The following is a 13,128-nucleotide window of genomic DNA, read 5'->3' on the forward strand; positions in this document are numbered from 1 at the left end:
CCCCCCCCCCCCCCCTCCCCCCCCCCCCCCCGCCCCGGCGCCGCTCGCGGCGCCGCCGGTAGGAAGCGTGTCGAAGGTCCCGCACGAGCCGCGCTCGTGCGGGCCTTCTTTCCTGGGAGGAACCAGACGTGAAGAACCTCGACGACCTGCTGTCCGAAGGCGTTCGCGGGCGCCGCGTGCTGCTGCGCGCCGACCTCAACGTCCCGCTGGACGGTGCCACGATCACCGACGACGGCCGGGTCCGGGCCTCGCTGCCGACGATCGAGAAGCTGACCGGTGCGGGCGCGCGCGTGGTCGTGACCGCCCACCTCGGCCGCCCCCAGGGCGAGCCGGACCCGCGGTTCTCGCTGGCCCCGGTGGCCCGCAGGCTCGGCGAGCTGCTCGGCACCGAGGTCGCCGCGGCCGGGGACGTCACCGGCGAGTCGGCCCGCGCCACCGTGGCCGGGCAGGCCGACGGATCCGTGGTGCTGCTGGAGAACGTGCGCTTCGACCCCCGCGAGACCAGCAAGGACGAGGCCGAGCGCGCCGCGTTCGCCCGCGAGCTGGCGGACCTCGTCGGCGAGGGCGCGGCCTTCGTCTCCGACGGCTTCGGCGTGGTGCACCGCAAGCAGGCCTCCGTCTACGACGTGGCGAAGCTGCTGCCCGGTTACGCGGGCGGCCTGGTGCTCTCCGAGGTCGACGTGCTGCGCACGCTCACCGGAGAGCCGGAACGCCCCTACGTGGTGGTGCTCGGCGGTTCCAAGGTCTCCGACAAGTTCGGCGTGATCGAGGCGCTGCTGCCCAAGGTCGACCGGCTGCTCATCGGCGGCGGCATGGCCTACACCTTCCTGGCCGCGCAGGGCCACCAGGTCGGTTCCTCGCTGCTGCAGAACGACCAGCTCGACGCGACCCGCGAGCTGCTGGCGAACCACGGCGACAAGCTGGTGCTGCCGGTCGACGTGGTGGCCGCCGACTCCTTCGCCGCCGACGCGGCGACGCAGGTCGTCGACGCCGACGCCATCCCCGAGGGCTGGATGGGACTGGACATCGGCCCGCGCAGCGTGGAGCTGTTCGCCGAGGTGCTCGGCGGGGCCCGCACCGTGTTCTGGAACGGTCCGGCCGGGGTCTTCGAGTTCGAGGCCTTCGCCGCGGGTACCCGGGGCGTCGCGCAGGCGATCGTCGACTCGGACGCGTTCAGCGTCGTCGGGGGCGGGGACTCCGCGGCCGCGGTGCGCGGCCTGGGCCTGCCCGAGGACGGCTTCTCGCACATCTCCACCGGAGGTGGCGCCTCGCTGGAGTTCCTGGAGGGCAAGGACCTCCCGGGCGTCGCGGTGCTCGAAGGCGACGCCTGAGCGCCACGACCGCCGGGCCCGGTGACTAGCGAACGCGGCATCGTCGCCGCAGGAAAGGACTCCGCATGGCCAGGACTCCGCTCATCGCGGGCAACTGGAAGATGAACCTCAACCACCTCGAAGCGATCGCCCTGGTGCAGAAGGTCGCCTTCGCGCTGCCGGAGAAGTACTTCGCGAAGGTCGAGGTGGCGGTGATTCCGCCGTTCACCGACATCCGCAGCGTGCAGACCCTGATCGACGGGGACAAGCTGCTGCTCAAGCACGGCGCGCAGGACGTCTCCGAGCACGAGTCCGGCGCCTACACCGGCGACGTGTCCGCGGCGATGCTGGCGAAGCTGGGGTGCAGCTACGTGGTGGTCGGGCACTCCGAGCGCCGCGAGCACCACGCGGAGACCGACGAGCTGGTCAACCGCAAGGTGAAGGCCGTGCTCAAGAACGGCATGGCGCCGATCCTCTGCGTGGGTGAGCAGCTGGAGGTCCGCGAGTCCGGCGGGCACGTGGACCACTGCACCGCGCAGCTGCTCGCGGGGCTCAAGGGCCTCAAGGCCGAGCAGGTCCGCGAGGTCGTGGTCGCCTACGAGCCGGTGTGGGCCATCGGCACCGGCAAGGTCGCCACCGCCGCCGACGCGCAGGAGGTGTGCGCGGCGGTGCGGGCGGCGCTGGCGGAGAAGTACGGCAAGGAGATCGCCGACGAGGTGCGGGTGCTCTACGGCGGCTCGGTGAAGTCCAGCAACATCGGCGAGCTCGTCGCGCAGAGCGACGTCGACGGCGCGCTCGTCGGCGGGGCCAGTCTCAACGGCGACGAGTTCACGAAGCTCAGCGCCATGGCCGCGGGCGGCCCGCTGCCCTGATCGGCGGCCCGCGCCGCCGGCGGCCGTTCGCCGGAGCGGCCGCCCGCGGCGCCCGCCGCGCGGCCCGCCTAAGGCGGACGGCGGTCCACCGGACGAACGCCACCCGGTACTCTCGGTGGCGAACCGCTGTGTGAACGAGGACGTGATGAATCTAATCCTGCAGATCGGCCTGATCCTGACGAGCGTGCTGCTGGTGCTGCTGGTCCTGCTGCACCGGGCCAAGGGCGGTGGGCTCTCCTCGCTCTTCGGCGGCGGCATGCAGTCGAGCCTGTCCGGTTCCAGCGTGGCGGAGAAGAACCTGGACCGGATCACGATCGTGGTCATCGCGGTCTGGATCATCTGCATCATCGGCACCGGTCTGCTGATCAAGATCGGTTGACGGTCCGCGAGCTGGCAGCGGTTGACCAACAGCGGCCGGTCGATGGCGGCCGGTCCTCGGTGCGGCTTGGTGGGTGAGAGTGCATGACTGGCGGTAACGCGATCCGGGGCACGCGCGTCGGTGCGGGCCCGATGGGCGAGACGGAGCGGGGCGAGTCGGCGCCGCGCAGGCGGGTGGACTACTGGTGCGCCAACGGCCACCACACCCGCCCGTTCTTCTCGATGGACGCCGAGGTGCCCGAGGAGTGGGACTGCACGCGGTGCGGACTGCCCGCCGGGCAGGACGAGCAGCACCCTCCCGAGGCGCGGCGCAACGAGCCTTACAAGAGCCACCTGGCCTACGTCAAGGAGCGCCGCAGCGACTCCGACGGCATGGCCATCCTGGAAGAGGCCCTGACCAAGTTGAAGAAGCGCCAGGGCCGCTGACGGCGTCGTTCGGCGAGGCGGACCGGAGATCTCTCCGGTCCGCCTCGTGCTTTCTCCGGCGTTCTGGCTGATCAGCGCGGTGAACGTCGAGTTGTGCCCCGTGGTGGTGCGGCCTAGCTTGGGCGCACCGCGTCACGGTGTCGTCGCAGGAGGTCAGGCCGCATGGAGTCGTCCGAGCTGCACCCGCCCGCCGCGAGGTGGGCCGATCTGCCGGGGGTCTGGGGGCTGGAACCGGGCGCGGTCCTGACGGTGAAGGCGGGCGGCGAATTCGTCGCGGTGTGCAACGCGGGTGGCGCGATGCGCGCCTTCCGGGACGAATGCCCGCAGTGCCGCTCACCGATCGGTGGCGGTCGGCTGGAGGGTGATCTGCTGTGGTGCCCGGGATGCGTCGAGCCTTTCGACGTGGGCTCGGGAGGGATCGGCAGGAAACGTGCGCGACTGCGGCTCACCGCGATGTCACTGACCGTTTCCGGGAGTGTCGTTCGCATTGCTCTGTCCGCGTGATGGACGTTTCGCGGGCCTTTCCGCGGTGGAGAACCGCGCGGTTCTCTGCGACGATGAGATGATCTTCATCGCGCCGGATCCGGCGCGTCGTGATTCGCCCGGGCATCGCATCGGGAGTTGGGAGAGACCATGCGCGGTGGGCACGCGGCGGCGGGCCGCGCGGGTGTTCGGGTGTCGGGCCCGGACTTCCCGGAACCGTGCGACCCGTCGGCACCGTCCTGTTCGGACGGTTCGGTGCCGCGGCAGCGGGTCGCCGACGCGCTGGCCGAGCGGACCAGGAATTCCTTGGCGCGCCGCAGGATCGTCGCGCTCAACCTGATGAGCTCGCCGGGATCCGGCAAGACCACGCTGCTGGAGCGCACGGTGCGCGAGCTCGGCTCGGCGCGGACCATCTCGGTGATCGAGGGTGATCAGGAGACCCGCCTGGACGCGGACCGGCTGCGGAACGCGGGCTGCCGGGTGGTGCAGATCAACACCGGCTCCGGCGGGCACCTGGACGCCGACATGGTCGACGAGGGGCTGCGCTCGCTGCAACCGGCCGGGCGTTCGCTGGTGTTCATCGAGAACATCGGGAATCTCGCCGCGCCCGCGTTGTTCGATCTGGGAGAGCACCGGCGAGTGCTGATCTCCTCGGTCACCGAGGGCGAGGACAAACCGCTGAAATATCCGCACGCATTCCGCACCATCGATCTCGTGCTGCTGAACAAGACGGATCTGCTGCCGCACCTCGATTTCGACGTCGATCGATTTCTCGCGCACGCGCGGTTGATCAATCCGCGGATCCGGGTGCTGCCGCTCTCCGCGAAGAGCGGCGACGGGCTCGACGAGTGGTGCGGGTGGTTGCGCGAGCACGCCGAGGAGCCCCGGATCCCGGCCTGATCTCCGCCTGTGGCGTTGCTCGCGTGCCGCCGTCCCGGCCGCGGGGCGGCCGCTACGCTCGCCGGACCACGCCCCGGGCGCACGCCAGGGAGGCGCGGCGGTGCCGCTCCCGGGACGCCGACGGCTCAGGCGAGGAGATCCGATGGACCTGTCTACCGCCGACCTCGCGGACCGCGAAGGCCCGGCCATCCGCAGCTGCGACGTGCAGTTCCGGCAGTACGGCGGTCGAGAGGTCTTCGTCGGCCGGATCCGCACGGTCACCTGCTTCCAGGACAACGCGCTGCTCAAGGAGGTGCTCTCCGGGCCGGGCGACGGGCAGGTGCTGGTCGTCGAGGGCGCCGGTTCGGTGCACACCGCCTTGGTGGGCGACCTCATCGCCGAGCTCGGCCGCTCGAACGGGTGGGCCGGGGTCGTGGTGCACGGCGCGGTCCGCGACACCGCGGTGCTCGCGGACATGGACTTCGGGGTGAAGGCGCTGGGCTCCAACCCCCGCAAGAGCACCAAGAACGGCGACGGCGCGCTGGACGAGCCGGTGGAGATCGGTGGGGTCCGGTTCGTGCCGGGGGAGTACCTGGTCAGCGATCACGACGGCGTGGTGGTGCTCGCCGAGCCGTGATCCGGCGGTCCTCCGCCGGACATCCCGGCGCCGCGCCCGTTACCCGTGCGACACGTGGGTCCCGGCTGCTAACCCGTCGGAAACACGCGCGTAGCGGAAACGGCCGCTCCCGGTCACTACCTTCCGAGGAGTGGGAAACGTTGCCGGATGAGCGCCGTTCACGAGACACCCCGGGAGCTGCGGACCCGCCGGGCGGTGCGCGCCGTCACCGGGCGCGCGGACGCCGGGTTCGAGCGGGCCGTCCCGTCGCTGGCGGAGCGGACCAGGTGGGGTGCCGAGCACGACTGCCTGTTCCTGACCGGTGAGCTGGACGGGCTGTTCGTCACCGTCCTGCTCGACGTCTTCGGTGACCTCGTCGACACCGCCCTGGTCGCGAAGTCGGCGGCGGTCGCGCACGCGGCCGGCCTGGCACCCGCCGTGCGCGCGGTGGCCGCCGACTCGGGCGCGATCGCCTACGAGCGGCTGCCCGCCTCCTACCACCCGCTGCAACCGCACCACCTGCGCGAACCCGAGGTGCTGCGCGCGGTGGTGGCGGTGAAGCGGGCGCTGCACCGGGGCCCGTCGATGCCGGTGGACCGGGACGTGTTCGACGAGGTGGAGCTGTGGTCGGAGCTCGCCGCGGCCGCCGGGGCGGACCTGCCGGTGGACTTCACCTGGATGCGCGACCGGGTGCGGCGGATCGGCGCGGCGCTGCGGGCCGCGGGCCGCGACCTGCGGCCCTGCCACCGCGACGGCAGTCCGTCCAACGTGCTGCTCGGCCCGGCGAACGACGTGCGGCTGGTGGACTTCGACGTCGCGGGCAACGCCGATCCGCATCACGACATCGCCGCGCTGCTGGTGGAGACCTGCCAGCTCGACGACGAGTGGCGGCGCGCGGCGGAGGTCGTCGACGGCAGGCCGGACGAGCAGCGGCTGGCCCGCTACCGGCTGAACGCGATCGCCGACGACCTGGCGGTCGGCGCGTGGGCGCTGCTGATCGGCGCGCGCGGCACCGGCCCGGCCGGCTTCACCGGCTACGGCCAGTGGCGCCTGCTGCGCTGCCGCTACTCGTTGCGGCACCGCCACCTCGACACCTGGCTCCGCCGGGTGTGAACCCGGCCCCGGCCGCGCCGCTGCCCCGACGAAGATCGTGAGCTGTTCAGGTGACCGGCCCGTTCGTCCGGACCTGTTGGGCGAACGGCCCGTTCACCTCGGTCAGCGGCGGTGCGCGACGTGAGGTGGGGTGGGGGTGTTCGGGGCGAGGTCGGGGGAGGGGACGGCGGTGCCCCATGCGGAGCGGAGCGGGAGGACGCCCGCCCAGACGCCGGGGGCGTGTTCGGCCGGGTCGTCCCCGGGCGGGCCGGTGCGGACCTTCACCGAGGCCTCGTCCAGCGGCAGGGCCAGCACGGTCACCGAGGCGAGCTCCTTCGCGTTCGGCTGCCGCGCGTGCTCCCAGGAGCCGGGGGCCAGGTGCTCGGTGAGCACCCGCAGCCCGTGCTCCCGCTCGCCGGGGTCGGTCACCAGCCGCGGCCTCCCGTAGATCACGGCGCTGCGGTAGTTCATCGAGTGGTCGTTGAGGGTGCGCGAGTACACCACCGCGTCGAGCAGCGTCACCGTCACGCACACCTGCGGGCCCTCCCCGGCGGCCAGCACGCTGCGCGCTCCGCTGGAGCCGTGCAGGTAGAGCACCTCGCCGTCGCGGCCGAACCCCGTCGGCAGCACCCGCGGGCAGCCGTCCACGACCAGTCCGAGGTGGCAGATCAGCGCCTCGTCGAGCACCTCGTGCAGGGCGGCGCGATCGACGCGGGCCCGGTCCTTCTTGCGGCCGAGCGAGGTGCGCGGGGTGGACGACAGCGGTGGGGCGGTGGGTGGTTCGGTCATGCCGACCATCCTCGGGGGAGGAATGGCCTTTCCCAAGGTCCAATTCTCGGTGGAACCGGAAGGCCACTTGGAACGGCGAACGGGCCGTCCGCTCCGGGGAGCGAACGGCCCGTCGTCGTCCGGGATCAGCCCCGAGGGAGGTCGGCGGCCGCCGACGGGTCCAACAACCAGAGCGTGCGCTCCAGGCCCACCGCCCCGGCCGCCGGGATGTCGGTCGGCGCCGACCCGCCGAGCGCGGCGGCCACCGGCCCGGCCTTCGCCGAGCCCGTCGTCATCAGCCACACCTCGGCGGCCGAGCGGATCGCGGGCAGCGTCAGCGAGATCCGCGTCGGCGGCGGCTTCGGGCAGTCGTGCACGCCCACCACCGGGCGCCGCGTCTCCCGCACGCCGGGCGTGTCGGGGAACAACGACGCCGTGTGCCCCTCCTCGCCGACGCCGAGCAGCAGCACGTCGAAGCACGGCACCGGGAACTCCGCGGTCGGCCCGCTCATCGTGGCGAGCAGTTCCGCGTAGTGCGCGGCCGCCGCGTCGGCGTCGTCGCCGAGCCGGCCGTCCGAGGGAGCCATGGCGTGCACCCGCGCCGGATCGACGCCGACGTGGTCGAGCAACGCCTCCCGCGCCTGGGTCTCGTTGCGCTCCGGGTCCCCGGCGGGCAGGAACCGCTCGTCCCCCCAGAAGAAGTCCACGTTCGCCCAGTCCACGGCGTCCCGAGCGGGCGAGCGGCGGACCTGGTCGAGCACGCCGACGCCGGTGCGGCCACCGGTGAGCACCACCGAGGCGGTGCCGCGGGTGGCCTGGGCGTCGACGATCGCGGTGATCAGCCTGGCCGCGGCGGCCGCGGCCAGGACGTCGCCGTCGCGGTGCACGACGACCTGGTGCGCGGTCATGCTCCGCCCTCCGCCTCGGAGTCCTGCTCCTGCGCCTGCTCCGGTGCCTCCACCGGCTCCTCGCCGCGCCGGACGCCGGCCAACCCGTTCAGGGTGATCTCGTAGATCTCGTCCGGGTCGAGCCGCCGCAGCTCCTCGGCCAGGCAGTCGCGCACCTCGCGGCGTTGCAGCGAGATCCGGCGGTCCGGCTGGCCCGGCTGGGTCAGCGTGCCCACCTTCCCGTCCGGCCGGACGATCTTGATCGAGCCGGAGGGCCGCTTGAGCTCCGCCGAGATGATGCCCGGCCCGCGCGGGTGCTCGACCCGGTGGACCGGCACCTCCAGGTAGGCGCCCAGCCACGCCGCCAGCAGGTCCGTGGACGGCGAGTCCGCGGCCCCGGTGACGACCGCGCCGGTCACCGCCTCGTAGGGCGGCAGGTCCAGCGCCGCGGTGAGCATCGCCCGCCACGAGGTGAGCCGGGTCCAGGACAGGTCCGTGTCGCCCTCGACGTAGGTGCCGACGCGGGTCTTCAGGAACTCGATCGGGTCGGGCTCGGCAGCGGCGTCGGTGATCCGGCGGTGCGAGAGCATCCCGATCGGGTCCTTGGCCGGGACGTCCGGGGCCTCGGTCGGCCACCAGGCCACCACCGGCGCGTCCGGCAGCAGCAGCGGCACCACCGAGCCCGCGCCCTCGTCGGCCAGCGCGCCGTAGAGCCGCAGCACCACGACCTCCGAGGCGCCCGCGTCCCCGCCGATGCGGATCTGCGCGTCCAGCCTCGGCGCGGCCTCCTTCGAGCCCCGGGCCACCACGATCACCCGCGCGGGGTGCTCTCGGCTGGCCTCGTTCGCGGCCTGGATGGCCTTCTCGGTCTCGGTCCCGTCCCCGGTCACGATCACCAGCGTCAGCACCCGGCCGAGCGCGACGGCACCGCCGGTCTCGCGCAGCTCGACCATCTTCTTGTTGACCTGCGAGGTGGTCGTCGACGGCAGGTCGATGATCACGGGCGCCTCCAGACGCGTCCGGTGCGGGCCATCATGGAGTCCGCCGACGGCGGCCCCCACGTCCCGGCCTTGTAGTTCTCCGGCGCTCCGTGCGCCGCCCAGTGCTCCAGCACCGGGTCGAGGATCTTCCAGGACTGCTCGACCTCGGCGTTGACCGGGAAGAGCGAGGGCTCGCCCAGCAGCACGTCCAGGATCAGGCGCTCGTAGGCCTCCGGGGACGATTCGGTGAAGGCGTGGCCGTAGCCGAAGTCCATCGTCACGTCCCGCACCTCCATCGAGGTGCCCGGGACCTTGGAGCCGAAGCGCATCGTCACGCCCTCGTCCGGCTGCACCCGGACGACCAGCGCGTTCTGGCCCAGCTCTTCGGTCATCGTGTCGTCGAAGGGCAGGTGCGGGGCGCGCTTGAACACCACGGCGATCTCCGTGACGCGGCGGCCCAGCCGCTTGCCGGTGCGCAGGTAGAACGGCACCCCGGCCCAGCGGCGGCTCTCCACCTCGAGGGTGATCGCCGCGTAGGTCTCGGTGATCGAATCGCTGGCGAAGCCGCCCTCCTCGTGCAGGCCCGGCACCAGCGAACCGCCCTGCCAGCCACCGGTGTACTGCCCGCGGGCGGTGGTCTCGCCGAACGGGCCGACCGGCTTGGTCGCCGAGAGCACCTTGAGCTTCTCGGCGCGCAGGTCCTCGGGGGAGAAGCTCACGGGCTCCTCCATCGCGGTCAGCGCCATCAGCTGCAGCAGGTGGTTCTGGATGACGTCGCGGGCCGCGCCGATGCCGTCGTAGTACCCGGCGCGGCCGCCCAGCCCGATGTCCTCGGCCATCGTGATCTGCACGTGGTCGACGTAGTGGGCGTTCCACAGCGGCTCGAACAGCTGGTTCGCGAAGCGCAGCGCCAGGATGTTCTGCACCGTCTCCTTGCCGAGGTAGTGGTCGATGCGGAACACCGAGTCCTCGGGGAAGACCTCATTGACGATCTGGTTCAGGTGCTGGGCGCTCTCCAGGTCGTGCCCGAAGGGCTTCTCGATGACCACTCGCCGCCACTGGTCCGGAGCCTGGTCGGTCAGCCCGGAGCGGGACAGCTGGGTCAGCACCGTCGGGAACGCCGAGGGCGGCACCGACAGGTAGAAGGCGTGGTTGCCGCCCGTGCCGCGCTCCTCGTCGAGCTGCTTGACGGTCTCGGCGAGCCGGTCGAAGGCCTCCGGGTCGTCGAAGGAGCCCGGCACGAAGCGGATGCCCTCCGCCAGCCGGTCCCAGACCGTCTGGTGGAACGGGGTCCGGGCGTGCTCCTTGACCGCCTCGTAGACGACCTGCATGAAGTCCTGGTCCTCCCAGTCCCGGCGGGCGAAGCCGGTCAGGGCGAACCCGGGCGGCAGCAGCCCCCGGTTGGCCAGGTCGTAGATCGCGGGCATCAGCTTCTTGCGGGACAGGTCCCCGGTCACGCCGAAGATCGTCAGACCGCACGGCCCCGCGATTCGCGGCAGTCGCTTGTCGCGCGGATCCCGCAGCGGGTTGCGCGGCAGGTCTCGGGAGCTCACGCCCCACCCCTCTCGTCGTGCAGTTCCTGAACGGCCTTGACCAGTTCGACCAGCCCGGCCGCCCGGTCGGTGAGGTGCAGCCGCAGCACCGGGCGCTCGTGCTGGGCGAGGACCTGGCCGTCGCCGAGCGCCTGGGCGCGCTGCAGGCCGGCCAGGGTGTACGGCCGGTCCGGGACCTCCAGGTCGTCGGTGGAACCACCGGTGATCTGGAGGAAGGCGCCGTTCTGGTGGCCGCCCTTGTGGTACTGGCCGGTGGAGTGCAGGAAGCGCGGTCCCCAGCCGAAGGTGGTCTGCAACCCGGTGCGGCGGGCCAGTTCCGGGCGCAGCAGCGCGGCGGAGGCGTCGTCCAGCCGGTCCAGGTAGGCCTGCACCGCCAGGTAACCCCGCTCGGGCGCGGCCTTGACGAACGCGCGCAGCGCCTCGGCGATGGTGCCCACGCCCGCGCTGAACCAGTCACCGGAGGCGTAGACCTCGATGGAGCCCGCGACCAGGGCCGGGGTCACCACGGGGCCGCCCGACGGGCCGTCGAGCAGCGCGCGGGCGGCCTTCTTCGCGGCCTCCACGTCGGGCTGGTCGAACGGGTTGATCCCGAGCAGCCGCCCGGCCAGCGCCGTGGCGAACTCCCACAGCAGGAACTGGCCGCCCAGCGAGCCGGTGGTGACCAGCCGCGCGCCCTCGACGGCGCCGCCGATCGCGATGGTGGTGGCGTCGGGACCCGCGTCGGCGAAGCCGGGGGCCTGCGGGTTCTCCACGACCACGGGCAGCAGCCCGGTGCCCTGCTTGCCGGTGGACTCGGCGATGAGCTGCTCGGCCCAGTCGCCGAAACCCGGGAGCCCGGAGCCGCCGTCGGCGAGCACCAGCTTCTCCGCGCCGCGCTCGTGCGCCGCGGCCCAGGCCGCCGCCAGCTGAACCGCGGGGTTGTCGGGGGAGTCGGTGCTGACCTGCGCGAAGGCGCTCGCGGCGGAGTCGAGCAGCGCGCCGATGTCGGCCCCGGCCAGTCCGGCCGGAACCAGGCCGAAGGCGGTCAGCGCGGAGTAGCGGCCGCCGACGTTCGGGTCGGCGGTGAACACCCGCCGGTAACCGGCCTCGCGCGCCGCGGACTCCATCGGCGACCCGGGGTCGGTGACCACGACGATGCGCGTCGCCGGATCGATTCCGTTCGCGGAGAAGGCCGCCTCGAAGATGCGGCGGTGGCTGTCGGTCTCGACGGTGGTGCCCGACTTGGAGGACACGACCAGCACGGTCCGGTCCAGGTCGCCGGAGAGCGCGTCGCCGACCTGGTCCGGGTCGGTGGTGTCCAGCACGGTCAGCGGGACTCCGGCGGCCGCGGTGATCACCTCGGGGGCCAGCGAGGAGCCGCCCATGCCGGCCAGCACGACTCGGTCGACGCCGTCGGCGTGCAGCTCCGCGCGCAGCGACTCGATCTCGGCCAGCAGCGGGCGGGAGCTCTCGTGCAGGGTCGTCCAGGAGAGCCGGATCGAGGCCTCGCTCTCGGCCTCGGCGCCCCAGAGGGTCGCGTCGCCGGCGGCGAGGCCGCTCGCCACCGCCTCCGAGGCCAGCCGCTCGGCCAGCGGTTGCGCCGCCCCCGCCAGCCCCTCGTCTGCGATCTCGACTGAAGTTTCGGTTGCCATCTGCTTCCTTGTGTTGGGGTGGGCGACGGGTCTGGGTCCACCGGGGCGGGGCCACCGCGGGTGACCGCAGCAGCCGGGGCACGCGGATTCCCGTGGAATGCGCGTGCCCCGGAGCGGGCGCGGGGCACACCCGCGGTGGAACCGCTGTTCGCTACTTCGCCTGGTCGAGCTGCTCGCGCACGGTGTCGAGCAGTTCCTCCCAGGACTTCTCGAACTTCTCGACGCCCTCGCTCTCCAGCACCGCGAACACGTCGTCGATGTCGATGCCCACCGCGGCCAGCTGGTCGAACACCTGCTGCGAGGCGTCCTTGGTGCCGCTGACCTGGTCCCCGGCGACCTGTGCGTGGTCGGCGGTGGCGAACAGGGTCGCCTCCGGCATGGTGTTCACCGTGTTCGGCGCGACCAGCTGGTCGACGTAGCGGGTGTCGGAGTAGGACGGGTCCTTGACCCCGGTGGAGGCCCACAGCGGTCGCTGCGGCTTCGCCCCGTCGGCGGCCAGCGCCTGGAAGCGCTCCGAGGAGAAGACCTCCTCGTAGGCGGCGTAGGCGAGCCGGGCGTTGGCGATGGCCGCCTTGCCCAGCAGGTCCTGGCCGCCCTCGATGCCCTCCAGCCGCTTGTCGATCTCGGTGTCCACCCGGGACACGAAGAACGAGGCGACGGAGGCGATCGAGGCCAGGGAGTGCCCGTTGGCCTTGGCCTGCTCCAGGCCCGCCAGGTACGCGTCCATCACGTCCCGGTAGCGGTCCACGGAGAAGATCAGCGTCACGTTCACGCTGACGCCCTCGGCCAGCACCCGGGTGATCGCGGGCAGGCCCTCGACCGTCGCCGGGATCTTGACCATGAGGTTCGGCCGGTCCACGGCCTTCCACAGCTCCAGGGCCTCGGCCACGGTGCGCTCGGTGTCGTGGGCCAGGCGCGGGTCGACCTCCAGGGAGACCCGGCCGTCGTCACCCGCCTCGTACACGCCCCGGAAGACGTCCGCGGCGTCGCGCACGTCCTTGGTGGTCAGCTCGCGGACGGTGTCGTCCACGCTGGCACCCCGGGCGGCGAGCTCGCGCACCTGGTCGTTGTAGTCCGCGGCGTTCGACAGGGCCTTCGCGAAGATCGTGGGGTTGCTGGTGACCCCCACGACCGCGTAGTCGTTGATCAGCTCGGTCAGGTTGCCGGACGTGATCCGCTGGCGGGACAGGTCGTCCAGCCAGATCGCCACGCCCGCCTGGCTGAGCTCGGTGAGGTTCTGGTTGTTCGTCACT

At 72.5% G+C, this 13,128-nt stretch carries 14 protein-coding genes; 8 read left to right on the forward strand and 6 right to left on the reverse strand.

The features are described from left to right. Window positions 1-128: 128 nt before the first annotated feature. From ACL03H_RS05670 to ACL03H_RS05705, 8 genes are all read left to right on the forward strand, one after another. Complete coding sequence (locus tag ACL03H_RS05670) at window positions 129-1,331, forward strand: phosphoglycerate kinase (RefSeq protein WP_412810020.1); 1,203 nt, start codon at window positions 129-131, stop codon at window positions 1,329-1,331. 65 nt (window positions 1,332-1,396) lie between these two features. Further along, window positions 1,397-2,182, forward strand: a complete 786-nt coding sequence (tpiA, locus tag ACL03H_RS05675; RefSeq protein ID WP_412810021.1) for a triose-phosphate isomerase — start codon at window positions 1,397-1,399, stop codon at window positions 2,180-2,182. A gap of 145 nt (window positions 2,183-2,327) precedes the next feature. Continuing rightward, window positions 2,328-2,561: a preprotein translocase subunit SecG gene (secG, locus tag ACL03H_RS05680; protein WP_412810022.1), complete on the forward strand. Its 234-nt coding sequence runs from the start codon at window positions 2,328-2,330 to the stop codon at window positions 2,559-2,561. An 83-nt stretch (window positions 2,562-2,644) separates the two neighbouring features. Further along, complete coding sequence (locus ACL03H_RS05685; protein WP_412810023.1) at window positions 2,645-2,986, forward strand: RNA polymerase-binding protein RbpA; 342 nt, start codon at window positions 2,645-2,647, stop codon at window positions 2,984-2,986. 162 nt (window positions 2,987-3,148) lie between these two features. After that, the gene (locus tag ACL03H_RS05690; RefSeq protein WP_412810024.1) at window positions 3,149-3,490 is read left to right on the forward strand and encodes a Rieske (2Fe-2S) protein; all 342 of its coding nucleotides are present in this window, start codon (window positions 3,149-3,151) and stop codon (window positions 3,488-3,490) included. Window positions 3,491-3,607: 117 nt separating this feature from the next. After that, window positions 3,608-4,369, forward strand: coding sequence for a hydrogenase nickel incorporation protein HypB (gene hypB, locus ACL03H_RS05695; RefSeq protein WP_412810025.1), 762 nt, complete (start codon window positions 3,608-3,610; stop codon window positions 4,367-4,369). Window positions 4,370-4,511: 142 nt separating this feature from the next. Then, entirely contained in the window at window positions 4,512-4,985 is a 474-nt protein-coding gene (gene rraA / locus ACL03H_RS05700; RefSeq protein ID WP_412810026.1) for a ribonuclease E activity regulator RraA, read from the forward strand. A gap of 147 nt (window positions 4,986-5,132) precedes the next feature. Next, complete coding sequence (locus ACL03H_RS05705; RefSeq protein ID WP_412810027.1) at window positions 5,133-6,077, forward strand: phosphotransferase family protein; 945 nt, start codon at window positions 5,133-5,135, stop codon at window positions 6,075-6,077. Between the two features lie 102 nt (window positions 6,078-6,179). Here the strand turns inward: ACL03H_RS05705 and ACL03H_RS05710 are convergent, their stop codons facing one another. The 6 genes from ACL03H_RS05710 to tal form a co-directional block, all read right to left on the reverse strand. Next, a complete protein-coding gene (locus ACL03H_RS05710) occupies window positions 6,180-6,845 on the reverse strand; it encodes a pyridoxamine 5'-phosphate oxidase family protein (protein WP_412810028.1) in 666 nt (221 codons plus the stop codon). Window positions 6,846-6,970: 125 nt separating this feature from the next. Further along, on the reverse strand, window positions 6,971-7,732 hold the full coding sequence (gene pgl / locus ACL03H_RS05715) for a 6-phosphogluconolactonase (protein ID WP_412810029.1): 762 nt from the start codon (window positions 7,730-7,732) through the stop codon (window positions 6,971-6,973). Continuing rightward, a complete protein-coding gene (opcA, locus tag ACL03H_RS05720; RefSeq protein ID WP_412810030.1) occupies window positions 7,729-8,712 on the reverse strand; it encodes a glucose-6-phosphate dehydrogenase assembly protein OpcA in 984 nt (327 codons plus the stop codon). Before opcA ends, pgl begins: the two co-directional genes overlap by 4 nt. Then, the gene (gene zwf, locus ACL03H_RS05725) at window positions 8,709-10,244 is read right to left on the reverse strand and encodes a glucose-6-phosphate dehydrogenase (protein WP_412810031.1); all 1,536 of its coding nucleotides are present in this window, start codon (window positions 10,242-10,244) and stop codon (window positions 8,709-8,711) included. Before zwf ends, opcA begins: the two co-directional genes overlap by 4 nt. Next, the gene (locus ACL03H_RS05730) at window positions 10,241-11,875 is read right to left on the reverse strand and encodes a glucose-6-phosphate isomerase (protein WP_412810032.1); all 1,635 of its coding nucleotides are present in this window, start codon (window positions 11,873-11,875) and stop codon (window positions 10,241-10,243) included. The genes zwf and ACL03H_RS05730 overlap by 4 nt, the downstream gene beginning before the upstream one ends. Before the next feature lie 151 nt (window positions 11,876-12,026). Continuing rightward, a complete protein-coding gene (gene tal, locus ACL03H_RS05735) occupies window positions 12,027-13,127 on the reverse strand; it encodes a transaldolase (RefSeq protein ID WP_412810033.1) in 1,101 nt (366 codons plus the stop codon). Window position 13,128: the final 1 nt, after the last annotated feature.

The organism is Saccharopolyspora antibiotica (genome assembly GCF_047200635.1).
Taxonomy (GTDB): domain Bacteria; phylum Actinomycetota; class Actinomycetes; order Mycobacteriales; family Pseudonocardiaceae; genus Saccharopolyspora_C.